Genomic DNA, 24,613 nt, shown 5'->3' on the forward strand with positions numbered 1-24,613 from the left:
TAAACGTAATATAATGTGCGCTCTGATCCTGTACGCAAAAGAGATCCGCGATAGAGACCTGACCTTTGTGATGACAAAGAGGGCTCTCAAGTCTCGAATCTTATGTTAGCAAGAAAAGGAGAAAGAAAGTGAGCTTTCGAAATATTATCCTGGCTGCGGGCCTAGTCTTGGCTGCCTCGGGAGAATCAGAAGCGCGCGATCAAATACGTATAGTAGGATCTTCTACGGTCTTTCCATTTGCNACGGCAGTGGCTGAGCAATTTGGTAAGACCACAAGTTTCAAAACACCTGTGGTAGAGAGCACTGGCTCTGGTGGTGGACTGAAGCTTTTCTGTGCGGGCCTCGGTGTGGAGCATCCAGACATCACCAATGCGTCCCGTCGCATTAAACAAAACGAAGTGGAGCGGTGTGCAAAAAACGGCGTTACCGACATAACCGAAATCAAGATTGGTTATGATGGGATTGTATTGTCCAACTCCCGNGCATCNGCCCAAATGTCTATTACTTTGAAGCAACTTTTCATGGCCTTAGCCAAGGACGTTCCGACGGANGGNTCAGGAGAANAATTAGTTCCTAATCCCTACAAAAATTGGAGTGACATAGATCCGTCTCTGCCAAAATCTCCCATTGAGGTCATGGGCCCACCCCCGACCTCAGGAACCCGGGATGCCTTTGTCGAGCTCGCTATGGAAGGCGGTTGTAAAAAATTTCCTGCTCTTAAAGCAATGAAAAAACAAGACAAGAAAAAGTACAAGGCTTTTTGCCATGCAATCCGCGAGGACGGAGCCTTCATTGAGGCGGGGGAAAACGATGTATTAATCATTCAGAAACTGGTTGCCAACCCAAATGCGTTTGGGATCTTTGGCTTCAGTTTNCTAGATCAAAACATAGACAAAATCCAAGGCAATTTAATTGATGGAGTGGGGCCAAACTTTGACAGCATTGCCAACTCCGACTACCCCGTTTCACGCTCCATGTATTTCTACGTTAAACACGCCCACGCAACGGTTATCCCGGGCGTCATGGAATATTTGGCGGAGTTTACAAGTGATCAAGCTTGGGGGCCCGATGGTTACCTCTCAGAAAAGGGNNTGATTTCGATGNCCGATGAAGAGAGAGCTAAGTTTCAAAAGGATGGACAAGAACTTGCCCAACTGGAGCGGTAACTGACTGTTACATAGTGGGCCCATTTGGGCCCACTATCTTTCTTGTTAAACCATAAAGGTGAGTGGCCACTTAATGACAACTCTACTGTTACTAATTATTCTGGCGCTACTCACTTGGGTAGGGTTTTTTTATGGTCGCAACCGTTCATTGACCGTAGTCTCCGGAGACTCAGAGAAACTTCACTCCCGCCCACATCAATATGGANTCTATGTGGCTCTCTGGTGCGCGTTACCAGCCATACTTGTGGGGTCCGCCTGGCTAATTGTGCAACCAGTATTTTTTGAACAATTGCTTCTGAGCTCTCTACCGGAAGAATTTCAGAGACTGTCTCCAGCACAAACAAATTTGTTGATGGCAGATATTAAAAATATGGCTGAAGGCATATTTGTTGTCAGCGAGCCAGACCCGGTTATTGCACTAGCGGCCGACCAACTTCAAAAATTTAGAAGTATAGGAAACGCCTCAATGTTAGTCGTAGTCCTAACAATCGCTGTAGGTGGGATGGCATGGGGGCGCTCTAAAATTGTCCCCACACTGAGGTCGCGTCAAGCGGTAGAGCGGGTTTTGTCAGCNGCCCTTTTTATNAGCTCCACGGTAGCTATCATCACAACCATAGGAATAATTCTGTCATTGTTATTTGANGCCATGCGNTTTTTTAACGCGGTTTCCGTTTCAGATTTCTTGTTTGGGTTAGAGTGGAGTCCCCAAACGGCAATCCGGGANGACCAAGTGGGAGCCTCCGGCGCCTTCGGAGCCATCCCCCTATTTACAGGTACAATTTTAATCACTCTAATAGCGATGGCGATGGCAGTTCCGGTTGGCCTGTTCTCCGCTATTTACCTATCTGAGTACGCTCCACCTTCAGTTCGAGCAACNGTCAAACCAACACTNGAAATACTTGCTGGAGTTCCCACCGTCGCTTATGGCTTTTTTGCCGCCATTAGCCTTGCTCCTGCTATGAGGAGCTTGGGCGCTGTGCTTGGCCTGGACATCGCGTCAGAGAGTGCCCTGGCTGCTGGGGTTGTCATGGGAGTAATGATCATACCCTTCGTTTCATCACTCTCTGATGATATTATCAACGCAGTGCCCCAATCTTTAAGAGATGGATCCTACGGGCTGGGTGCCACTCAATCGGAAACCATCAAAAGGGTTGTCCTTCCAGCGGCTTTGCCGGGCATTGTAGGTGGAGTGCTCCTCGGAGTATCACGGGCAATCGGGGAAACCATGATCGTTGTTATGGCGGCGGGTCTCGCGGCAAAACTCACTGCCAATCCTTTTGAGGCGGTCACAACAGTTACCGTGCAAATCGTTACACTTTTGGTCGGGGACCAGGAGTTTGACAGCCCAAAAACTCTGGCTGCTTTTGCACTTGGGCTCACGCTATTTATCGCAACTCTGATTTTGAATTTTATCGCGCTCCGAGTAGTACAAAAATATCGTGAGAAATATGAGTAAAAAAACTCAATCTCATAGTGCTCTAGAGAACAAAGGTCGCAACACGTCCAGACACCTGGCCAAACGGTATGCATCCGAGCGGCGTTTTATTTGGTACACAAGANTTGCAATTCTGCTTGCTTTAAGCGCTTTAGTCGTTCTGCTGTTCGCNATTTGTAGCCGAGGNTATACCGCCTTCGTTCAAACGGAGATAGCCACAACTATATTTTTTGATGAGTTAAAGATTGACCCCGACGGCAATAGAGACAGCGCTGTATTAAAGCGTGCTAATTATACAGGCCTCATAAAGACGGCGCTTTATAAGCAATTCCCGGACGCAGAAACCCGTCAACAAAAGCGCGCACTCTACAAGCTAATTGGGTCAAGCATGGGACTGGAGCTCAGGAAAATAATCTTGGCTGACCCGTCGCTAATTGGAACTAGTCAGAGGATATGGTTTACCGCCTCTGATGACGTCGACATGGCAGTAAAGGGNAAAATGCCTCGCGACGTCCCAGAGACCCAGCGCAGGTTGAGTGACCAACAACTATCATGGTTGGAAACCTTAGAATCGGCTGACCAAATTCGAACGGTTTTTAATACCATGTTTCTCACTACCGGCGATTCCCGCGAACCTGAACTGGCCGGCATTTGGGGTGCAATGGTCGGATCATTTTGGATGATGGCGGTGTGTATCGCTCTCTCTGTTCCCTTCGGGGTTATGACAGCTATCTACCTAGAAGAATTTGCGCCTTCTAATAAGTTTACAGATCTAATCGAAGTCAACATCAACAATCTAGCTGCCGTGCCATCCATTATATTCGGCCTGCTGGGGCTAGCCATGTTCCTGAGCCTCTTTGGCCTTCCCAGATCTGCACCCTTAGTGGGAGGTATGGTCCTGGCNNTAATGACNNTNCCAACGGTTATAATAGCNGCNCGCGCCTCNCTCAANGCCGTTCCCCCATCNATAAGNGANGGNGCCCTGGGNATTGGNGCATCTCAAATGCAGACAGTGCTCCACCATGTCCTGCCNCTNGCCGTNCCAGGNATTTTAACTGGNACAATCATAGGAATGGCACGCGCNTTAGGGGAAAGCGCCCCGCTTTTAATGATAGGCATGGTCGCATTCATCGTAGATGTGCCAAGTGGGCCGCTAGATGCGTCCACTGCATTGCCAGTACAAGTCTATTTGTGGTCCGACAACCCTGAACGAGCCTTTATAGAAAAAACCTCCGCGGCCATAATGGTATTACTTGCCTTCTTAATTACAATGAATGGAGCAGCTGTGTATCTAAGACGTAAATTTGAGCGGAGATGGTAATGGCTGNGGCCCCATCACCCGACAAGAACAAAGAAGTGGCTTTCATCGGATCTCCAAAGGTCATCACAAAGGATGTCAATGTATTCTATGGTGAGAACCCAGCCCTTAACAGCATTTCCATCTCGGTATCTGGCAACGAGGTTACCGCCTGTATTGGCCCGTCGGGATGCGGTAAATCGACCTTTTTACGATGCCTCAACCGCATGAATGATACTATAGAAGGGTGCAGGGTCACCGGCGACATACTGATCGATGGTAATAATATTAACCACTCCTCGGTAGATGTGGTCCAACTCCGAACACGTGTTGGCATGGTATTCCAAAAGCCCAACCCATTTCCAAAATCGATTTATGAAAATGTTGCTTATGGGCCTCGAATACACGGTCTAGCAGAAAACCGTGTTGCCCTAGATGATATAGTTCAGAACAGCCTGACCAAGGCAGGTCTCTGGGAAGAGGTTAAAGATCGCCTCGATGAACCCGGGACAGGAATATCGGGTGGGCAACAGCAAAGGTTGTGTATAGCGAGAGCCATTGCCATAAACCCTGAGATTATTCTTATGGACGAACCATGCTCAGCCCTCGATCCCATCGCAACAGCTAGAATCGAGGAGTTAATGGATGAACTTCGTAAGGATTTCACCATTATTATTGTTACGCACAACATGCAACAGGCGGCGCGAGTATCACAAAAAACTGCCTTCTTTCACCTAGGGGATTTGGTGGAATTTGGTCCTACTGAAAAANTTTTCACCAANCCTTCAGAGAAAAAAACGCAAGATTACATAACGGGACGCTTTGGTTAATTGAGTAAGTATGGAGTCTAACAAATGTCGACAGAGCACATAGTCCAATCCTACGATGACGAGTTAGCCAATCTGACAAACGCCATATTGCAAATGGGCGGTTTAGTTGAAAGTCAAATTACAGCCACTGTGTCGGCTATCACGAATCGGGATAGCGCGGCAGCTGAACAGATCATCGAAAATGACAGAGAAATTGATGAGCTGGAGGTTGCAGTTGAGCGGCAGGTTGTTTCAATGCTAGCTCTGCGGCAACCGATGGCAGATGACCTTCGTGCTGTCATTGGTGCGCTGCGAATCTCATCAGATTTGGAACGAATGGGAGACCTCGCCGCCAATATTGCCAAACGTACAATTGCTTTATCCAGTGTTGATCAATTTCCTGCACTTTCTAGCCTAAGGGCCATGGCCCTCATAGTGCAAACAATGGTGAAGAACTCCCTGGACGCCTTTATCGATAACGATCGCGAGAAAGCCATGAGCACTTGGCGCGAAGATGAAAAAGTCGACGAACTCTACAACAGTATGTTTCGCGAATTGTTAACCTATATGTTTGAGGATCCAAAACTTCTTACGACCTGTACCCACCTCCTATTCGTTGCAAAAAACATGGAAAGGATAGGTGACCACGTAACGAACATCTGCGAAATCATCCATTATCACAGTACCGGCGAGAGAACCATGGGTGATAGACCTAAGGCCGACACTACTTCCCTACATACTCCTGCAGAAGGTCAGAATAGGGACCAATGAGCATACAAATTAGCAAAGCATCTGTACTTATCGTCGAGGATGAACCCGATATCGCTGAAGTTATTCGTTATAACCTTTCGCGCGCTGGTTATCGTGTTCGTAACACACTAGACGGAGAAGAAGGGCTGATAATGATAAAAGAGGAAAAGCCAGATGTCCTCATTCTAGATTGGATGCTTCCCTCCGTTTCTGGGTTGGAAATTTGTAGAGCCCTAAGACGTCAGAAGGATACCCGAGATATAGGCATCATTATGTTAACAGCCCGCGGGGAAGAGCTAGATCGAGTTCAGGGTCTTGAAAGCGGTGCTGATGACTACATCTCCAAGCCGTTTTCACCTGCTGAGCTNGTCGCNCGAGTGGCNTCCGTTCTGCGTCGNTCTAAGCCGNTAACATCNCAAGAAGTCCTTATNTACGCGGATATTGAAATGGACCTCNCCACCTTCAGAGTAAAGCGCTCTGGNCGCTACATNTCCCTCGGACCAACGGAATATAGGCTTCTTCGNCACTTTCTTGAAAACCCAAAAAGGGTCTACTCTCGCGAGCAGTTGCTGGACGCGGTGTGGGGCCGCGATATAGTGGTGGAGGCTCGCACTGTGGATGTTCATATACGGCGTTTAAGAAAGGCACTTAACAGCGAAAACGGAGCTGATCTGATACGAACAGTCCGCTCAGCGGGATATGCTTTGGAAAAGCCACTGAGCTAATTCCGTAGCCAGTAATTGAGCAAAGAAACACCATAATCCTAGGTCGCGCCTTGTTGTGACTTGTCGTATGATTAAAACGCCATGACGGATTCGACTAAAACAGCGACGACCCCCTGCCAAATATGTAATAGTCCAAACGCCCCACTGTATGCCACTCAAGATAGGCTGTGCCTTTACAAGTGTGAAAACTGCGGACTCGTCTACCTTGATCCGATGCTTTCATTAGAAAGCGTATCAAGCCTCTATAGCGACGCGTACTGCGGAACCACAACTGGATATTTTGCAAAAGCAGATAAAAAGCTCCGTCGTGCCCGAAGACTCCTGAAAAAAATAAGGAACAAGGCGTCTGGAAACAAGTTTTTGGATATAGGCTGTAATGGGGGCTTTACCATGGAAGCTGCCAGAGAAACCGGTTTTGAAGCACATGGTATTGAGTTGGATGGGGCTTCTCTTGACTACGCACGGAAAAATTTTCCTGGAAACGACTATTTTCAAGGCACTGTTCAGCAGTATCAAACAACGATGCAGTTTGATGTGGTGTACTGTTCTGAAGTAATTGAACATGTCTCTGATGTAAATTCTTTTTTGTCTGCTATAGCGCAACTCATGAAGCCAAACGCCCTTTTATATTTGACGACACCCGACATTGGGCACTGGCGGAGACCAAAGAACATATACGAGTGGGATGCATTCTGCCCACCTTCGCACTGCCTCTATTTCAACCCTTCAAATCTAGCCAAGCTCCTTNTTTCACACGGATTTGATATTATTAAAGTCCGTTGGGCCTGGAAGCCAGGCATCCGACTTTACGCCAAACGTCTTGCCTGACTTCGCATGAGAAGCAACACTAAACAAATGGCGGGTATGCCAGCTAATGTCGCTAGTATAAAAAATTTCGTGTAGCCATACCCGTCCACTAAGATGCCACTAAAACCCCCTAAAAACTTTCCTGGCAAAGTCATTAGAGATGTGAACAAAGCATATTGGGTCGCCGTGTACAGCCGATTAGTCAGACTGGACAGGTAGGCGATGAATACTGCCCCACCGAGGCCTGCCGAAAAATTATCGGCCGTTATAGTTCCGGCCAGAAGCCATAAATTCGCACCAAGACTAGCTAGAATAGCAAAAGGNAAATTTGTCAAAGCAAGTAGGGCCGCTGCTANAAGNAGAGGGCGTAAAATACCAAATTTTACGACCAGNAGCCCCCCAGAAAAGGCCCCGATTATAGTTGCTAGGGTGCCATAAAACTTTGTTACCACCCCAATCTCGGTCAGGGTAAAGCCCATGTCGATATAAAACGGATTAGCCATTACCCCCATAAGTAAGTCACTAATTCTAAAAATTCCCACAAATGCCAATATCAATAGGGCAAGCGACCCATTTCGCGAAAAAAAATCGGCGAAGGGTTTGTACACAGCAGAAAGAAACCACCCGAAAAAATTGGCACCCTCATCCGGCATGACATATGCGCTTTTCGGTTCAGGGATAAAAAGGACCGTTACTACACCAACTAACATCAAACCAGATAAGGCTATATATGTGGACGACCAACTTGTATAATCCGCCATTAGTAAAGCCCCCCCGCCAGCTACTAATAGTGCCAGTCGGTAACCAAACTGATAGGTAGCAGCCATCGCTCCCTGGAGACGCTCTTCCACTATCTCTATACGATAAGCATCAATNGCAACATCCTGGGTAGCAGAGGAGAACGCCACAAGAAGNGCCAGCATTGCAACAGCCCGTAGTTCGCNAGCAGGNTCCACACTGGAAAGCCCCAAAAGGCCTACGGCAATACCTATCATGGCAATTANCATCCAGCTTCGTCGCCGCCCGAGACGCCTGGTGATGAAATAAACAGGCAACCTATCGATCACCGGAGCCCAAATTACCTTTATTGAGTAGGTTATGCCCACCCAACTAAAAAAACCGATTGCCGCCCGGCTCACCTCCGCGTCCCGNAACCAGGCCGACAAAGTAGAAAAAACAAGCAAAAAAGGAAGGCCCGCGGAAAACCCCAGAAGTATCATCGTAATNACCCGAGGATCACGATAGGCCAGAAGCGCGTCCCGCCAAGTACGGGGCCCCGTGTGTTCTGGGCTATCCAACTACAACTTCTTTCAATGGCCTCTCAGGCCTTGCACCAAAATGACTAATGACCTCTGCAGCAGCTCGGGAACCATACAAGCCACACGTTGCATTATCACGACCTGCTGTATAACCATATAAGAATCCCGCCGCATAAAGATCACCAGCACCAGTAGTGTCGACAACAGTCTCTACCGGCGCAGCCTCAATTTCATATTCTGCATCATTAGTAACGATGAGTGACCCTTTCGCCCCCAGAGTAATAACCGCAAGCTCACAATCATTTTTGATGGCTGTAACAGCCTCCTGCAACTCTTTAGCCATATACAGGGAAGTTATTTCATCCTCATTGGCAAAAACAATATCCACCTGAGTTCTGATAAACTCCATAAACTCCTTGCGATAGCGCTCTACACAAAATGGATCAGAAAGAGACAATGCTATTTTCCTGCCATTGTCATTAGCAAGCTTGGCGGCCTTGCGAAAGGCGAGCTTGGCCTCCGGTGGATCCCAAAGATAACCCTCCAGATAGGTAACCTTAGCCCCCAAAATAAGATCAGGAGCTATATCATCCGGGACGAGAGAGATACACGCCCCTAAATAAGTGGCCATGGTTCTTTGGGCGTCATCTGTCACGAACACCAGACATCTGGCCGTGCCCGCACCATCGGTAGTTGGAGGGGTGTCGAAATGAACGCCTAGAGATTGTATATCATTCCGAAAAATCTCCCCTANCTTATCATCGCGGGTCTTACCAATAAAGGATGTTTGGCCCCCAAGAGCCGCTATACCGGCTACAGTGTTTGCCGCAGACCCCCCTGAACTCTCCGTTGTTCCATCCATTCTCGTGTAAAGCGCCGATGCCGCCTCTTGATCAACCAAGGTCATGACACCCTTAGCCATACTATTTCTCGCCAAGAAATCATCGTCGCAGCTCGCAAACACATCTACTATGGCATTGCCAATTCCTACAACATCAATTTGAACTTTTGTCACCGATACAATCTCCAGATTCTTTGCCGTTATTATACCAACGATCATCATTAAATTTGATCATTACACCTCCACCCGTTTTTCACGGTAGTCACAAAGATCCCGTATTAGACAATTGGGACATTCGGGGGCCCTCGCTTTACAAATATAGCGTCCATGTAGAATTAACCAATGATGGGCGTGAAGCTTGTACTCGTCCGGAATAGCCTTATCCAAAGCCTTCTCTACTTCGAGAGGCGTCTTTCCTACCCCAAGCCCTGTTCTGTTACCTACTCTAAACAAGTGTGTATCCACAGCTATAGTTGGCAAGTCGAAGGCGATGTTTAAGACCACGTTTGCCGTTTTCCGCCCTACCCCAGGTAGACTCTCCAATTCTTCCCGAGTCTGAGGCACCTCGGAATCAAACTCATCCATTAGCTTCTGACTCAAAAGGACTACGTTTTTTGCCTTGTTCCGATATAAGCCTATGCTTTTCACTAGCTCCCGGACGCGTCCCTCCCCTAAGGCCACCATCTCTGCTGGACTATCTGCCGCATCAAATAAGGCCGCAGTAGCCTTGTTTACGCCGGCATCAGTTGCTTGCGCGGACAACACCACCGCAACTAACAAAGTAAAGGGATTTGTATAGTACAGCTCGCCTTTCGGCTCAGGGAGCTCACTCGATAAACGCTGGAACATTTCAACAATCTGTTTTTTTTTCATTCCCAGTTACTATCTCGGCTTATATATTGCCCATTCTTGGTATCTCACCTCTTTTACTACACAACAGCCTAAGCCACTACGTGTTATCAACACAACATGCTAACCCAACCGGAAAGACACTTCTTTTGGATCCCATCAAACCACCCTTACAAACGGGTCCTCTGTTATTTGGCGCAGTTCTCACCCCAAACCAATCTCTAAAAAAGCCCGCTGCAAAAGTTCTGCTGGGTACCGCCGGCGTTATTTTCTTTTTGGGCTCCACTATATTCTCTTTGGCAGGGGCGTGGCCTATTTCGGGATTTTTCTGTATAGAATTTATTGTTCTATATCTTGCTTTCCGCGCATGCTCCAAAAAACTGCAGCGCAAAGAAATAATTTCACTACGCCCCCACAATTTGACTATAGAGAGAATAACAGCGAATGGAACCAAAAGCAGCTGGCATTTCCAACCGTATTGGCTGCGCATTACTTTAAGAAACCAAAATAGTAACCAGGGACAACTCGTTTTTTCATCAGGAGGCCAGTCTGTGCAGGTAGGCTCGTTTTTATCCAAAAACGACCAAATCTCGCTCGCTGCAGCACTCCAAGAAGCTCTCAGAAGGATCTAGGTTACCCGTCCAATATGCCGAGCCACCAACGACAACATCATTATGAAATGTCGTGCAGTCCAAGCATATCCCTCATGCCATACAACCCCGGAGGTTTGTCTTGCAACCAGAATGCTGCCCTGACAGCTCCCGCGGCAAAGATTTGCCGTGAGGAAGCGCTATGAACTAACTCGACCGTTTCGTNATCACTGGCATATATCACNCTGTGGTCTCCAACCACATCACCACCGCGAAGAACAGCAAAGCCAATCTCCCCACGGACACGTTCACCAGTAATTCCGTCTCTGACCCTCCGACTTACGTCTTTTAGTTCGACCCCGCGGCCCTGAGCAATTGCCCGGCCCAACGCTAGTGCTGTACCAGATGGCGCATCAACTTTTCTCCGATGGTGCATCTCTACAACTTCAGCATCAAAATCTTCATTCAATGCAGCCGATGCCTTCTCGACCAAAGCTAGAAGAACATTGACACCCATACTCATGTTAGGGGCCCAGAAAATTTGGGTTTCCCCCGCAGCCCTAAGTAAGGCCGCCTCCTGGTCTCCATCTAAACCAGTAGTGCCAATAATGTGTTTTACTTGCCGTCGAGCTGCGTAGGCAGCGTGTTCCACCGTAGGCCCCGGCCCAGAGAATTCAATTACACAATCAACCGCCGAGAATAACTCTTCTGCACTGTGGCCTATTTCAACGCCAAGTTCGCCTATGCCAGCTATCAAACCAGCATCCTTGCCTAAACTGGGATGAGCAGAAGTTTCGATGGCAGCCACCAACTTGACACCTTCCGACTTTGTAATCTCCCTGACCAACGCACTGCCCATGCGGCCAGCCGATCCAACTATTCCAACCTTTATTTCCGCCATTTACAGTTTCCTCGCCACCCCCCTATCAGTTGACCCACCTCAATCTTCATTCACGGGTCACAGACAAATCGTAGCGGCTATCTCAGTCAGGCTTAATCTTTAATATCATCCCAAAGCTCTTTCACCTTAGCAAAAAAACCCTCTGCCTCAGGACTATTTGAGGTGCCTTCATTATTAGCAAACTCTTTGATTAACTCTTTTTGTTCGTCGCTAAGGTTAATAGGGGTTTCCACCTTGGTCTGGACAATCATATCACCGGTTCCGCTTCCTCGCATCACAGGCATGCCCTTGCCCCGAAGCCTAAACTGTTGGCCACTTTGGGTGCCCTCAGGAATAGTGACCCTAGCCCGGCCTCCACCAATAGTAGGCACCTCCAGAGTACCGCCAAGGACTGCTTGTGTCATTGGCAAGGGCACCTGGCAATGCAATTCCGCACCTATACGCTCAAACAAACTATGTGGAGCCAAACGCAGAAAAATATAGAGATCTCCAGGCGGTCCTCCCCTGATGCCGGCTTCTCCTTCTCCCGTTAATCGAATTCGCATTTCATCCTCGACGCCCTTAGGGATATTCACCTGTAGCTTCTTTTCCTTAGAAACTCTGCCACCTCCCCCACAATTTCTACAAACGCTCTTTACTACACGTCCGGCACCCTGGCACGTTGGGCAAGTCCGTTCTATGGTGAAAAACCCCTGTTGAGCCCTTACTTTACCCATACCCTGACAAGAAGAACAGGCGACGGGAGTAGTGCCTTTTTCAGCGCCGTTGCCACCACACTCGTCGCACGTGGCCGCAGCAGTTGTTCTAATATTAGTGGTTTTTCCGTGGTATGCGTCCTCCAGCGAAATCTCCATGTTGTAGCGCAAGTCGGCTCCCTGACGCGCCCCTCCTTCATTGCGTCTACCAACAAAATCGCCAAACAAATCTTCAAATACATCTGCAAAGCCTNAGGCACTAAAACCACCAAAACCAGCACCTNGATGCTGGCCGCCACTGCCATCTACAGCAGCATGTCCAAACTGATCATAGGCAGCACGTTTTTCATCGTCCTTTAGAATGCTGTAAGCTTCCGATAACTCCTTAAAACGGCGTTCGGCCGCCTCATCGCCAGGATTTCGATCCGGGTGACACTCCATTGCGAGCCTTCTATAGGCTTTTTTTATCTCACCCTCACCCGCATCCCTCTGCAGGCCCAGCGTCTCATAGTAATCTCGCTTGGCCATTCTTACGGCTCCGCTTCTTCACTTAATCAAAAGGTTCTTGGAACTATCCCTCTAAGGCCAACACTTGCGCGCTCCCTGCCAGTATAGCGAAGCGTTACATNAGGTCATCACTGACCTGGTCGATCATCTTCCTTTACTTCTTCAAAGTCGGCGTCAACCACTGTCGCGTCTGCATCCCCCGATTTCGCCTCTCCGCCGCTTCCTCCCGCCTCGGGCTCCGTACCTGCCGCCTCCGCCTGTTCCTTGTACATGGCTTCGCCAAGTTTCATGGCAACTTCTTGCAATTTACTACTCGCCGCCTCTATGGCTACCAAGTCCTCACCACCTATTGCTTCACGGAGCGCCACAATAGCTTCCTCTATAACAGCCTTTTCAGCACTCTCTATCTTTTCACCATACTCAGCTAAGGATTTTTCTGTGGCGTGGAGCAGGCCATCAGCTTGATTCCTCTTGTCTACCAACTCCCGCCTCTTTTTATCCTCCTCAGCGTGTTGCTCCGCCTCCGCCACCATCCGGTCAATTTCTTCTTGTTCCAAACCACCGGAAGCCTCTATCCGTATCTGTTGTTCTTTCCCTGTACCTTTGTCCTTAGCAGAAACATTTACTATTCCATTAGCATCAATATCAAAACTAACTTCAATCTGGGGCATACCCCGCGGTGCTGGCGCTATGCCCTCCAAATTAAATTCACCGAGCGACTTGTTGTCATGCGCCATTTCTCTTTCACCCTGGGACACGCGAATGGTTACCGCAGTTTGATTATCCTCAGCCGTGGAGAATGTCTGGCTCTTCTTTGTTGGAATGGTGGTGTTTTTCTCGATCAACCGCGTAAAGACACCACCCAGGGTCTCAATCCCCAGAGACAAGGGGGTTACATCCAAGAGCAAAACGTCTTTGACGTCGCCGCTTAAGACAGCGCCTTGAATTGCAGCTCCAGCCGCCACCACTTCGTCCGGGTTAACTCCTTTGTGAGGTTCTCTACCAAAAAAATTCTTTACCGTCTCCACAACTTTAGGCATTCGGGTCATACCACCCACGAGAACAACCTCATCAATGTCTCCCGCATTCAGACCAGCATCCTTAAGAGCCTGCCTACACGGTTCTATCGTCTTCTCAACCAAGTCCCCTACCAAAGCTTCTAATTTCGCCCGGGTTAACTTGATAGCAAGATGTTTTGGGCCCGACTGATCCGCGCTTATAAATGGAAGATTGATTTCCGTTTGAGTTGTGCTGGACAACTCTACTTTAGCTTTCTCCGCAGCCTCTTTAAGACGCTGCAATGCCAGCTTATCAGCCCTCAGATCTATGCCATTCTCTTTCTTAAACTCGTCGGCAAGGTAATTCACTATACGCAGGTCAAAGTCCTCGCCACCCAAAAACGTATCACCATTCGTTGCCTTAACTTCAAATACCCCATCACCTATTTCTAACACTGAGACGTCAAACGTACCGCCGCCAAGATCATACACGGCAATCACGCCGCCTTCTTTCTTATCCAAGCCATAACCGAACGCTGCCGCCGTGGGCTCATTGATAATGCGCAGCACCTCTAACCCCGCTATTTGGCCGGCATCTTTTGTCGCTTGTCGCTGGGCGTCATTAAAATAGGCCGGCACTGTTATCACCGCCTTATCAACTTTAGCGCCCAGGTGACTTTCAGCAGTTTCTTTCATCTTTTGGAGAACAAAAGCACTTAATTGGCTGGGCGCATACTTCTTGTCTTTGGCCTCAATCCAGGCATCACCATTGTCGGCCTTCACCACCGAGTACGGAACCACTGCCGCATCTTTTTGTACTAATGGGTCATCATATGAACGCCCGATTAAGCGTTTGATTGCAAATAGACTGCCATCGGGATTCGTCACCATCTGCCGCTTAGCTGGCTGCCCAACCAGCCTGTCACCATCATCCGTAAATGCCACAATGGACGGGGTAGTTCGTGCCCCCTCGGCATTCTCAATGACACGCGCCTCCTTGCCCTCCATCACGGACACACAGGAATTGGTAGTGCCCAAATCGATACCTATAATCTTGCTCATACCTTCCTCGTCATACTCAACACCCCAAGATTCCAATTAACCCTTGTCAGAATGTTCTAAATTTTGAATTGGCCTGCCCCAGGCTGGGTAGTCAAACCACACGCTGCCAACTAGAGTAAAGTTTTATATGGGGCTCACAGGCGCCCCGTACAAGCGCCGCAAGNCACAAAAACCCTATTTTTCGGGTTCGGCCTCTTGTTTTGGCGCAGAAACAGCCGAATTAGGCTTCTTTTGCACCCCCACCATCGCCGGGCGTAATAGTCGGTCGTGGATTTTATACCCCTGCTGCATAACCTGAACCACCGTACCGGGAGGATGGTCCCCTTCTTCAACCTCATACATGGCCTGGTGAAAATTATGGTCAAAAGCCTCACCTAGGGGACTAATAGCCTCTATGCCATGCCGGGATAACACAGCATCAAACTCCTGTTGGATTATTGCTATACCCGCCTGCAGGCTCTTGATTACCTCTCCGCCCTCCGCTGGCTGATCTTCAACGCTATCCATTGCTCGACGGAGATTATCAACTATTCCAACTATATCCCTGGCAAAACCGGTGATACCATATTTTACGGCGTCCTCACGCTCTCGGCCTGCCCGTTTCCTTAAATTTTCTGTCTCAGCTAGTGCCCGCAACAATTGATCCTTCAACGCCTCTGCTGTCTCGGGACCGGCTTCCTGGGGTGCCGGCTGCTCTGCCTGAGACCCAGCCTTGGCGTCTTGAGCGCCATTGTCCGGCTGAGCGGGATCATCTACATGAGATTTCTCTGCCTGACCCTCCACCTCTTCTGATTTACCCGGCTTCTTCTTCTGATTACTCATCACTAAAATGCCTTTCCTAACCCATCAAACGACTTACTGCTCGTGCGGTAAAATCCACCATAGGAATTATTCGAGCATAATTTAACCGGGTGGGACCAATTACTCCAATCGCTCCCAGCGGTCGCCCTGCTCCAACCTCACTATTCGCCCCGCCTGCAAGGGGAGCGACAATCATGGAACACCCAGCCAAATTAAACAGACGGTTCTCGGAACCGATAAACACATGTACTCCCTCACCAGCCTCAGTTTGCTCTATCACTTTAAGGAANCCCTTCTTCTGCTCTAAAGTATCTAGCAACTGCCTGAGACGTTCTAAGTCCACAACTGCATCAACTTCATCAAATAAGTTTGCCTTCCCTCTCAGAATCAGGGTTTGTTTCTCACCATCAGTNGACCATGTGGCTAATCCCGCCTCAACAACGCGCTCTGCTAACACATCCAGCTGGGTGGAGTGGGTATCTAGATCCTGAGAAATCACCTTGTGCGCTTCCAATAACGTCCGACCAGCAAGTTGGGCGTTCAAATAATTTGCAGCCTGTACCAGACTAGAAGGTGTGGAACCCATTGGCAGTTCTATTAACCTATTCTCCACTAACCCGGTTTTGGTAACCATGATAGCCAGNGCGTTACCCGAAGAGAGTAAAACAAAATCGACATGATTTATCGCGGCATCCGATTTCGGTGCTATCACTATTCCCGCTGTCTTGGTCAAACCCGATAAAAACTCGGTGGTTTCATTCAAGACTGCAGATAAGCTTCTCCCATTGCCCGCACATCGACTTTCTATGTTTTCCCTCTCATCATTTGTTAACTCACCAACCTGTAATAAGCCATCCACAAAAAGCCGCACTCCACGATCAGTGGGTAAACGTCCAGCCGATTTATGGGGAGCATATAACAACCCTGCCTCTTCCAGATCGGCCATCACATTACGAATTGTTGCGGGGGACAAATCCAACCGAAGGGTCCTCGACAATGTTCTAGAACCCACTGGCTCACCAGTCTCGAAAAAAGCTTCTACCACGCCCCGGAAAATCTCCCTAGACCTACTACTTAACTCACTTATCACATCATTCATCCAAAGTTTTCGGCTTCTAAGCCCGTTACTTCAAGACTCGACCTAGTTTCCCAATCAAGTTAACTTGGTAATTTATAACGTGCGATCAANGGGTGTCTAGCATGCGACCATCAAAACGTTCCCTCACCGACCTGCGTCCGATTTCGATTGAAACAAATGTTAGCAAACACGCTGAGGGCTCTTNTCTGATAAAATTTGGCCATACACACGTCCTGTGCACGGCGAGTGTGGACGGCCGAGTGCCGCCGTTTTTGCGCAATACTGGATCCGGATGGATTACTGCAGAATATGGGATGTTGCCCAGATCNACCCATACGAGAACCGACCGTGAAGCCTCCCGTGGAAAGCAATCTGGNCGTACTTTAGAAATACAGCGCCTGATAGGNAGAAGCCTTCGGTCTGTTGCCAATCTTGATAAATTTGGCGAGAGACAAGTGCGCTTGGATTGCGATGTGCTGCAGGCGGATGGGGGCACGAGAACTGCATCTATCACCGGTGCTTATGTGGCCTTGAACCAAGCTTTCGAGCGTCTTCGACTTGAGCAGCTAATTGAGGTCAATCCACTGTTCGATCAGGTAGCGGCAATTTCTTGCGGGGTTGTAAAAGGACAAATTGTTGTCGATCTTGACTATGATGAAGACAGCAACGCTGAGGTTGACGCGAACTTCGTTCTTTGTTCAGGAGGGGGCCTTATAGAAGTGCAGGCCAGCGGGGAAGGGGGGCCGTTTACAAAAGAACAATTTAATAAAATGTTAGCATTGGCAGAAATCAGCTGCCAGGAATTGTTCGTGCATCAGAGAGATCACCTCTTAAGTCGAGAATAAATCAGCAGTTCTCTCGAATAGGCCTGGGTTTCCAACATGACAACCATCAACCTATAGCAAGGAGCCATTCATTGGCATTACTAAGTGGCCAACAAGTAATCATAGCAAGCCATAACCCTGGCAAAGTCAGAGAGATGCGGGCTATTCTTGCTCCCCTTAATTTGAAGGTCATAGCAGCGTCGGATATGCAACTGAAAGAGCCTGTCGAAGATGGCGACACCTTTGCCGCCAACGCCGAAATTAAGGCAACCAGCGCAAGCCGATCGACAGGATTACCCGCCATTGCAGATGACTCGGGCCTGGTAGTGCCTGCCCTCAACGGCTGCCCGGGGATTTATTCAGCTCGCTGGGCCGGGCCTGAAAAAAATTACACAAAGGCCATTAACCTAATAAAAACACGATTAGGTAACCTGAGTAAAAATGCTCACTTTACATGCGCCCTCACTGTCTCANTTCCCTCTGGTATATGCCAAACCTTTATAGGGCAAGTGTTTGGACGGCTAACGTTCCCGTCCCGGGGAACAAAAGGCTTCGGCTACGATCCAATCTTTATACCAGACGGCTACTCCGAAACATTTGGCGAGATGGACCAAAACACTAAACATGCAATAAGCCACCGCTCCCAGGCATTCAACCAATTGCGCGAGGAGCTACTGTAAGTCATGGAATTGCATCAAAGATATGCCCACCACGATACCCAACATTAATCATGCCCTAAGATGCCAATCGCAAGAGCAGGCAGACCTCGCTATCTATGTGCATTGGCCGTATTGCCTCTCCAAATGTCCATATTGTGACTTTAATAGTCACGTTGAACAGAGTGTGCCCCCTAGCGATTGGAGCGCCGCCATTAGGAAGCAAATTAAGGAGGGAGCAAAGTTACTAGGACCTAGAAAAATAACCAGCATATTTTTTGGGGGTGGTACACCCTCGCTAATGGAGCCAAAAATAGTCGGAGAAATTATCGATCAAATCGGACAGCAGTGGCACCTTCAGGACAGTGTTGAGATTACCCTTGAGGCTAATCCAAATTCTTCCGAAGCAGAGAAATTTGCAGACCTTCGGAACGCTGGTGTTAATCGCCTGTCTTTAGGCGTCCAGTCTCTGGTTGATAGGGATCTTAAGTTTCTAGGCCGTGAACACACTGCGAGAGAAGCAAGGGCGGCCGCTGAGATCGCTCGTGATACCTTTACTCATTCCTCCATTGACCTCATTTACTCCCGTCCAGCCCAGACCATGGACCAGTGGGAGAAGGAACTAAGAGAGGCTATTGGGCTAGTGGGCGACCACATTTCCGTATATCAACTAACAATCGAAAGGGGGACAGCATTCTATGCCAGACAGAAAAGTGGCGNTCTTTTGATACCCAATGATGACACGGCTGTTCAGCTATATCGACAAACTCAGTCATTACTATGCGATTTGGGGCTACCTGCATACGAAATCTCCAACCACGCCCACCCGGGCAGCGAGAGCCAGCACAACCTGGCGTATTGGCTTTACAAGGACTACCTCGGCGTGGGACCAGGCGCTCACAGCCGCNTAACTTTAGATGGTCGAATTTACGCACTTTCTCAACTACGGTCCCCCGCAAAATGGTTTAGAGAAAGTAAGATGGGGAACTTTTTGGAAAACTGCCGGGACAGCCTAAGCCTATTGCAGAGCACAAGAGAAATAGTAATCATGGGATTACGCCTTCACCAGGGCATTAGCAAANAATGGTTTGAGAAACGTACGGGTCATCTCCTAGATGAAATGTTGGATTTCAGTGTCCTCAGGAATCTCTCCGTAAATAATTTCATCATAAATAACACGGAAAAACTTCAACTTACCACTCGCGGCCGCCCGCTCCTGAATGCTATCATTGAGCGACTGCTACCATAGCAAGGCCTTCAACCTAACTAGTACGAAAACCGTTGCAAGGCGGGATCAATTACTTTAGATCCCCGTCTGGTTACCTCATATACCGCAAGAGGCCGGTCCGTCCGACCACTTTTTCGAAAACGGAATATGCCCTGGATACCATGAAAGCCGGCGTCATCTAACAGCAAATCGTTAATGTCATAACCACTCTGTGTACCGGCCAACAATTTTCCAACTAATGAAATAGCGTCATAAGCTAAAGCTGCCCGAAAGGGCGGCGGCGAGCCGAAAGCAGTTTGATAGTCCTGATTAAACTGCTCAAAGTCCCCGGGGGCCGGGCCGGCAAACCACCCTCCTCTTAACGCTGGCTCCTGACCTAGTCCTTGGGACCTCCACAGTGCGGTCCCCAATAACTGCACAGAGGCCATATCTACATCATAATAGGGCAGGCGGGTTGCGATAGCACGGAGCTGATCGCCGCCAGCAGCGATCAAAATACACTCCAGAGGTATGCCGGACCCCTCCGCCGCGTGCCCAGCAGCCAACTCCTTAACGACGGCAGTTATATCACTACCATCAGAAGAAAATACCGCAACACTTTCGCTGACCGCGGCCCGACCATCGCTTCTCACAAAGGCCTCGGACACCGCTTCACCATATGCACTATCCGGGACTATAGCCAGCCCACAAAGATTTCCTTCGCGTGTCGCAAACGAGAGAATGCGCCCTACTTCCTGTTCTGGAGTAAATCCAAAAACATGGATTCCCTCACCTGCAACAGTAATATCATTTGAAAACACAATTGTCGGAATATTGGCAGAACTGATCAAAGGAGCTACGGACCGCACAGACGTGTTGAACAATGGACCAACAATGACATCTGCGCCCACAGAAATAAGAGACATTGCAGCAGCGTACGCGCCCTCTGGAGTTCCTTTTGTATCTCTTATGATCAGTTCCGTTTNTGGATCGAATCTCTCAAACAGCGCCATCTGAGCGGCGTTCAGCATTGCTTCTCCCAACGCCGAACCCCGCCCGGACAATGGCACCAAGAACCCTATCAACTTGTTACTCGAAATCTCAGAAGGTTCCTGACTCTGATGAGTAGCATGAACCTCGGACCCTGATTGGGTGGGCGATAGCCTTGGAGAAGGCACTTCTGCCTGGATAACAACAGCTAGCGCCGCTTCGCGGTTTGATTCTTCCATTAATTCCAGCATCTTGGCTGTCGAAGTGGCTCCTTGGGGCTCAACCATCTCACTTGAGCCCGGCACCGCTGAATCTTCTGATAGATTATTGTTANGACCACTAGGATTGGAAACTGCTATACTGGTTGATGGCTTTTGCTTTTCTGCTAGAACCACCGCCTCTNGCTGGTCCTCCAAAAATATTCCATGGCCCATCGGGGGGGCACAGGCGCTAGTTAAGCACAAACACAAAAAGGTTGCTAGCCGACAAAAACGCTGGAGATATAAGCGCATTGAAAAAATCTGTAGCTCGCCCCAGAATTGATAAAAGTAAAAGCCCTGATTTTGCTGCACTGGTTGACAACCTACGCGAAAGTTATACGGCACCACCTGAAACTGGCCTCTATATAGTCCCCACCCCTATAGGTAACGCCGAGGATATCACTTTAAGGGCACTGAAAACACTAGACAGTGTCGATATAATTGCTTGCGAAGATACTAGGCACACCGGAAACCTCTTGTCTCGATATGGAATACGCACCCGACGCGTAGCATATCATGATCACAATGGGGCCAAGGCTAGGAGAAGACTACTCAGCCTTTTGGCAGGAGGCGCCTCTGTTGCCTTGGTCTNCGATGCGGNCACCCCTTTGATATCCGACCCTGGGTATAAACTAGTGGTTGAGGCATTAGAGGAGAATGTGCCTGTAGTGCCCTTGCCCGGTCCCTCAGCGCCAACGGCCGCTTTAATGTCTTCTGGGTTGCCGCCCGACAAATATTTTTTTGGCGGTTTTTTGCCCAGTGGGGGCGCGAATCGGAAGCGCGCCTTGAATGAACTGACCACAATTTCCGTAACGATTATCGTCTTAGAATCCCCTAGAAAACTTGGCGCCACCCTGAAGGACTTGTATTCGGCTCTCGGCGACCGCAAGGCTACGCTAGCCCGCGAGTTAACAAAACTACATGAGCACATAGAGCGGGGAGGTCTAGCCCAATTGGCGGAAAGATATCAAAGCAAATCTGAAAACCCGAGGGGAGAGCTCGCAATCGTTATTGGCCCACCCACCACGCAACAGCTTGAATCTCTTCTGAGAGCCCAATTAGAAGAAGTCACCGAGCCCTTGCGCCTGGCCTTGGAACACATGAATACAAAAAGCGCTGTGCAATACATGGCTAACTCGACAGGGTTGAGTAAACGTGTGCTGTATAAAAGAGCCCTGGAGCTAAAAAAAATTAAGGAGTAGGGGCAGGCCAGATTATTTTAAGACTAAGGTCAGGTTACATATCAGAGGCAAACAGCTTATATTTATACGCAGATTCATAATACGAAACCCATAAAATAAAGTGGTTCCCACCAAAAGCTAAGACAAAATCGTATGCTATCACCTTCAATACTCAAGACCCTAACTACAGCCTTTATTTTGGGTGTCCTGGCCCATTTTCTCCAAGGGTGTAGTCCAACTGGCACAGTTCTGGGAGCAGGCGCCCGGACAGGTCTCGCGCTTGCTGAAGATCGCCCGGTAGAAGAAATATGGGGAGACACCCTGCTCAAGGTTACAATCAACAAAAAGCTTCTCGAAAGTTCTTTCCGCGAAACGTTTTGGTCCCTTAACACCACCATCTTCGAGGGAAGGGTCCTGATCACTGGCAATGTGAAGAACACCACCTTAAGAGATCAGGTGAACCAAATAGTTTGGGGAGTAAAGGGAGTGCGGGAAGTCTTAAACGAAATAGAAATTCAGGAAACCAATAATGTGACCCAAATTGCCCGCGACAAATTTATAAAAACATCTCTCCAAGCCAGATTGCTGGGTGATAAAATTGTTTCTGACATCAACTATAAAATGGTCGCCCATAATAACGTTCTATATATTATAGGAGTTGCCCAGAGCCAGGATGAGCTTGAGAAAGTTGTGGCCCATGCACGAGCCATTCGTTACGTGAAACGATTTGTGAACTATATCTGGCTTGCTGATAATCCGTCGCGTTCAAGATAAATATATTTGGCTAGATCGGAGAACTGGAGATAAATTTATGACGCTAACTATCGGAGTCCAGATGGATCCACTGGANACCATTGACCCGTCGGCCGATTCCACCCTTGCGCTCGCTCGTGCAGCCCAGCAGCGCGGCCACAAGCTATTTCATTACCTATCCACGTCCCTAACGTTAAACATGACGGAGGTGNTAGCCCGGACTAGATCTTTCNAAATCGATACGAATAAAGACCCCTTTTATAGAGTAGGGGATGAGACGTTATCGTCCCTCAAAATGATGGATGTCATTTTGATGCGCCAAGACCCACCTTTCGATATGGCATATATTACCGCAACCCACATTCTAGAACATCTCCAGCCGCAAACCCTGATAGTTAATAACCCAGAAGCGGTNCGAAACTCTCCTGAAAAACTCTTGGTGACACATTTCCCGGACGTAATGCCGCCCACCCTAATCACNTCGGATCCCGNAGCTGCGAGAGCTTTCCGTGCTGAACATGAAGATGTAATTGTTAAGCCCCTCTTCGGCAACGGTGGAGCAAGTGTTTTTCACATTCGGCGGGGAGACGAAAACTTCAATGTGCTTTTAGAAACACTGCTTGGCTTGTCACGTGAACCTTTGATTATTCAACGTTACTTGCCTGAAGTCCGACGCGGAGACAAACGCATATTATTGATTGATGGAGCACCAGTGGGCGCTATAAATCGCGTGCCCCGTGACGGGGAAGTCAGGGCAAATATGCACGTCGGCGCCACACCTAAACCGACTGACCTTACGTCACGAGATCATGATATTTGCCAACTAATCGGGCCCAAACTTCAGAGAGAGGGTCTATTATTCGTTGGGATAGATGTTATTGGGAACTATCTAACAGAGATCAATGTAACTTCGCCAACGGGCATTCAGGAGTACGAAAGATTTACAGGTGTCGACTTATCACATCAGTTTTGGGATGTGATAGAGAAACGANTAAAAACATAGCCTATTTGTAACCGCNGTAGTCNCTAGTATTGTATCCTCATAAAACAAGATCTCCTAATTTCGTCTTTCGGCACCACTGCCCAGCCGTTTGCCACCGAAAACATGGCTATGAAAATGCATTACCTCCTGATTTGCGTCGTTGCCGTTGTTACTAACCACTCGGAAACCCGACTCCGCCACCCCCATCATCCTAGCAACCTTCCCTAGGGCCCTCATGTAGGAAGCCAGCTCTGCGTCGCTAGCCTGGGCAACAAAATCATCGAGAGATACATACTCTCCCTTGGGTATCACTAAAACGTGGACAGGAGTTAGTTGGGCAATATCATGAAAAGCTAAAACATGCTCGTCCTCATAAACCTTGTTTGCCTCCAATTGCCCCCTCAAAATTTGAGCAAACACATTTTCTTTGTTGTAAACCATATTATCGCTCCCACACCCTCAGCTTATTTTATCGGGACGAAGGATGTTTGCCCGCCTTGCGCGAGTCTAAGCCGGAAATTCCCTGACGCCTCTTCAATTCCCTATAAACATCTGATGGCGTTACTTCATTAATCTCCCAAAACATCATCAGATGAAATAACAGGTCAGCACTTTCAGAAACCAGTCCTTCCTTATTATCCATTACCCCAGCTATTACGGCCTCCACAGCCTCTTCACCTACTTTTTGGCCAATCCGTTCTTTGCCACCTGAAAACTGTCCAGCCACATACGAAACCTTTGGATCGGCCGAACGACGCGCCCTGATAACGTCAAATAACTCCGCCAAAATGATCCCTGAATTATCAGCCATACAACTGCTCCCGGCTTTTTAAGACGTTCCTAATTTCCCTCGGCTCCATCTCGGACAGCCGAGTAAAAAAACAGCTCCTTCGCCCAGTATGACAAGCTACCCCTGTCTGGTCGACTAACGCTAGCAAGGTATCCCCATCGCAATCCAAGAGAAGCTCAACGAGAGATTGCCGTTGGCCTGATTGCTCCCCTTTCTGCCAAAGTTGCTGACGGCTACGGGAAAAATAATGCATCCACCCCGTGCTAAGTGTTGCATTGAATGCCTCAAGATCCATCCAGGCGACCATTAGCACTTCTCCTGTATTATATTGTTGAGCCACCACGGGGATCAGTCCAGCTTTATCGAATCGAATCCTTTCAGAGGCATCGGCCTTCATTTT

At 48.6% G+C, this 24,613-nt stretch carries 26 protein-coding genes; 14 read left to right on the plus strand and 12 right to left on the minus strand.

Annotated elements, in window-relative coordinates; translation table 11 throughout:
* Positions 1–128: 128 nt before the first annotated feature.
* The 7 genes from CMM32_05010 (at position 129) to CMM32_05040 (ending at position 7,010) form a co-directional block, all read left to right on the plus strand.
* Positions 129–1,166 carry a phosphate ABC transporter substrate-binding protein gene (locus CMM32_05010; GenBank protein MBT06260.1) on the plus strand — a complete coding sequence of 346 codons (1,038 nt, stop codon included), beginning with the start codon at positions 129–131 and terminating at the stop codon, positions 1,164–1,166.
* 73 nt (positions 1,167–1,239) lie between these two features.
* Positions 1,240–2,622, plus strand: a complete 1,383-nt coding sequence (pstC, locus tag CMM32_05015; GenBank protein MBT06261.1) for a phosphate ABC transporter permease subunit PstC — start codon at positions 1,240–1,242, stop codon at positions 2,620–2,622.
* Positions 2,615–3,922 (plus strand): phosphate ABC transporter, permease protein PstA, encoded by a 1,308-nt coding sequence (gene pstA / locus CMM32_05020; GenBank protein ID MBT06262.1) that lies wholly within the window; start codon positions 2,615–2,617, stop codon positions 3,920–3,922. Before pstC ends, pstA begins: the two co-directional genes overlap by 8 nt.
* Complete coding sequence (locus CMM32_05025) at positions 3,916–4,728, plus strand: phosphate ABC transporter ATP-binding protein (GenBank protein ID MBT06263.1); 813 nt, start codon at positions 3,916–3,918, stop codon at positions 4,726–4,728. The genes pstA and CMM32_05025 overlap by 7 nt, the downstream gene beginning before the upstream one ends.
* A 24-nt stretch (positions 4,729–4,752) precedes the next feature.
* Positions 4,753–5,478, plus strand: coding sequence for a phosphate transport system regulatory protein PhoU (gene phoU, locus CMM32_05030; GenBank protein ID MBT06264.1), 726 nt, complete (start codon positions 4,753–4,755; stop codon positions 5,476–5,478).
* Positions 5,475–6,182 (plus strand): phosphate regulon transcriptional regulatory protein PhoB, encoded by a 708-nt coding sequence (gene phoB / locus CMM32_05035; protein ID MBT06265.1) that lies wholly within the window; start codon positions 5,475–5,477, stop codon positions 6,180–6,182. Before phoU ends, phoB begins: the two co-directional genes overlap by 4 nt.
* Positions 6,183–6,263: 81 nt before the next feature.
* Entirely contained in the window at positions 6,264–7,010 is a 747-nt protein-coding gene (locus tag CMM32_05040; GenBank protein ID MBT06266.1) for a hypothetical protein, read from the plus strand.
* Here CMM32_05040 and CMM32_05045 read toward each other — a convergent pair.
* The 3 genes from CMM32_05045 to nth form a co-directional block, all read right to left on the minus strand.
* Positions 6,989–8,209 (minus strand): AmpG family muropeptide MFS transporter, encoded by a 1,221-nt coding sequence (locus tag CMM32_05045; GenBank protein ID MBT06267.1) that lies wholly within the window; start codon positions 8,207–8,209, stop codon positions 6,989–6,991. The two genes, CMM32_05040 and CMM32_05045, sit on opposite strands and share 22 nt — an antisense overlap.
* A 70-nt stretch (positions 8,210–8,279) precedes the next feature.
* Positions 8,280–9,308 (minus strand): adenosine kinase, encoded by a 1,029-nt coding sequence (locus CMM32_05050; protein ID MBT06268.1) that lies wholly within the window; start codon positions 9,306–9,308, stop codon positions 8,280–8,282.
* Between the two features lie 15 nt (positions 9,309–9,323).
* The gene (nth, locus tag CMM32_05055; GenBank protein ID MBT06269.1) at positions 9,324–9,962 is read right to left on the minus strand and encodes an endonuclease III; all 639 of its coding nucleotides are present in this window, start codon (positions 9,960–9,962) and stop codon (positions 9,324–9,326) included.
* Between nth and CMM32_05060 the strand changes: the two genes are divergently transcribed.
* Positions 9,881–10,570 (plus strand): hypothetical protein, encoded by a 690-nt coding sequence (locus CMM32_05060; protein ID MBT06270.1) that lies wholly within the window; start codon positions 9,881–9,883, stop codon positions 10,568–10,570. The genes nth and CMM32_05060 overlap by 82 nt on opposite strands.
* A gap of 40 nt (positions 10,571–10,610) precedes the next feature.
* On the opposite strand, the gene CMM32_05065 is transcribed toward CMM32_05060, so the two are convergent.
* The 5 genes from CMM32_05065 to hrcA form a co-directional block, all read right to left on the minus strand.
* Positions 10,611–11,420 carry a 4-hydroxy-tetrahydrodipicolinate reductase gene (locus CMM32_05065; GenBank protein ID MBT06271.1) on the minus strand — a complete coding sequence of 270 codons (810 nt, stop codon included), beginning with the start codon at positions 11,418–11,420 and terminating at the stop codon, positions 10,611–10,613.
* A 101-nt stretch (positions 11,421–11,521) separates the two neighbouring features.
* Positions 11,522–12,652, minus strand: a complete 1,131-nt coding sequence (gene dnaJ / locus CMM32_05070) for a molecular chaperone DnaJ (GenBank protein MBT06272.1) — start codon at positions 12,650–12,652, stop codon at positions 11,522–11,524.
* Between the two features lie 107 nt (positions 12,653–12,759).
* On the minus strand, positions 12,760–14,691 hold the full coding sequence (locus CMM32_05075; GenBank protein MBT06273.1) for a molecular chaperone DnaK: 1,932 nt from the start codon (positions 14,689–14,691) through the stop codon (positions 12,760–12,762).
* Positions 14,692–14,865: 174 nt separating this feature from the next.
* Positions 14,866–15,513, minus strand: a complete 648-nt coding sequence (grpE, locus tag CMM32_05080) for a nucleotide exchange factor GrpE (protein ID MBT06274.1) — start codon at positions 15,511–15,513, stop codon at positions 14,866–14,868.
* Between the two features lie 16 nt (positions 15,514–15,529).
* Complete coding sequence (gene hrcA / locus CMM32_05085; protein MBT06275.1) at positions 15,530–16,591, minus strand: heat-inducible transcriptional repressor HrcA; 1,062 nt, start codon at positions 16,589–16,591, stop codon at positions 15,530–15,532.
* A 101-nt stretch (positions 16,592–16,692) separates the two neighbouring features.
* Here hrcA and CMM32_05090 point away from each other — a divergent pair, with 101 nt between their 5' ends.
* The 3 genes from CMM32_05090 to CMM32_05100 all read left to right on the plus strand — a co-directional run bounded on the left by CMM32_05090 (position 16,693) and on the right by CMM32_05100 (position 19,299).
* Positions 16,693–17,415, plus strand: a complete 723-nt coding sequence (locus tag CMM32_05090) for a ribonuclease PH (protein MBT06276.1) — start codon at positions 16,693–16,695, stop codon at positions 17,413–17,415.
* A 134-nt stretch (positions 17,416–17,549) separates the two neighbouring features.
* Positions 17,550–18,074 carry a non-canonical purine NTP pyrophosphatase, RdgB/HAM1 family gene (gene rdgB / locus CMM32_05095; protein ID MBT06277.1) on the plus strand — a complete coding sequence of 175 codons (525 nt, stop codon included), beginning with the start codon at positions 17,550–17,552 and terminating at the stop codon, positions 18,072–18,074.
* A 22-nt stretch (positions 18,075–18,096) separates the two neighbouring features.
* The gene (locus tag CMM32_05100; protein MBT06278.1) at positions 18,097–19,299 is read left to right on the plus strand and encodes a coproporphyrinogen III oxidase; all 1,203 of its coding nucleotides are present in this window, start codon (positions 18,097–18,099) and stop codon (positions 19,297–19,299) included.
* A 17-nt stretch (positions 19,300–19,316) separates the two neighbouring features.
* On the opposite strand, the gene CMM32_05105 is transcribed toward CMM32_05100, so the two are convergent.
* Complete coding sequence (locus tag CMM32_05105; GenBank protein ID MBT06279.1) at positions 19,317–20,759, minus strand: hypothetical protein; 1,443 nt, start codon at positions 20,757–20,759, stop codon at positions 19,317–19,319.
* Between the two features lie 26 nt (positions 20,760–20,785).
* On the opposite strand from CMM32_05105, the gene rsmI reads away from it, so the two are divergent.
* The 3 genes from rsmI to CMM32_05120 all read left to right on the plus strand — a co-directional run bounded on the left by rsmI (position 20,786) and on the right by CMM32_05120 (position 23,444).
* Complete coding sequence (gene rsmI, locus CMM32_05110; GenBank protein ID MBT06280.1) at positions 20,786–21,709, plus strand: 16S rRNA (cytidine(1402)-2'-O)-methyltransferase; 924 nt, start codon at positions 20,786–20,788, stop codon at positions 21,707–21,709.
* A gap of 132 nt (positions 21,710–21,841) precedes the next feature.
* Positions 21,842–22,462 carry a hypothetical protein gene (locus CMM32_05115; GenBank protein MBT06281.1) on the plus strand — a complete coding sequence of 207 codons (621 nt, stop codon included), beginning with the start codon at positions 21,842–21,844 and terminating at the stop codon, positions 22,460–22,462.
* 37 nt (positions 22,463–22,499) lie between these two features.
* Positions 22,500–23,444 (plus strand): glutathione synthase, encoded by a 945-nt coding sequence (locus tag CMM32_05120; protein ID MBT06282.1) that lies wholly within the window; start codon positions 22,500–22,502, stop codon positions 23,442–23,444.
* A 54-nt stretch (positions 23,445–23,498) separates the two neighbouring features.
* Here CMM32_05120 and CMM32_05125 read toward each other — a convergent pair whose 3' ends face one another.
* Genes CMM32_05125 through CMM32_05135 form a run of 3 tightly spaced genes read right to left on the minus strand, consistent with a single transcriptional unit; the run spans position 23,499 to position 24,610 of the window.
* Complete coding sequence (locus CMM32_05125; protein MBT06283.1) at positions 23,499–23,864, minus strand: histidine triad nucleotide-binding protein; 366 nt, start codon at positions 23,862–23,864, stop codon at positions 23,499–23,501.
* 28 nt (positions 23,865–23,892) lie between these two features.
* Positions 23,893–24,234: a phosphoribosyl-ATP diphosphatase gene (gene hisE, locus CMM32_05130; GenBank protein MBT06284.1), complete on the minus strand. Its 342-nt coding sequence runs from the start codon at positions 24,232–24,234 to the stop codon at positions 23,893–23,895.
* Positions 24,227–24,610, minus strand: coding sequence for a phosphoribosyl-AMP cyclohydrolase (locus tag CMM32_05135; protein ID MBT06285.1), 384 nt, complete (start codon positions 24,608–24,610; stop codon positions 24,227–24,229). Before CMM32_05135 ends, hisE begins: the two co-directional genes overlap by 8 nt.
* Positions 24,611–24,613 lie beyond the last annotated feature (3 nt).

Source organism: Rhodospirillaceae bacterium (assembly GCA_002728255.1).
Lineage (GTDB): Bacteria > Pseudomonadota > Alphaproteobacteria > UBA7887 > UBA7887.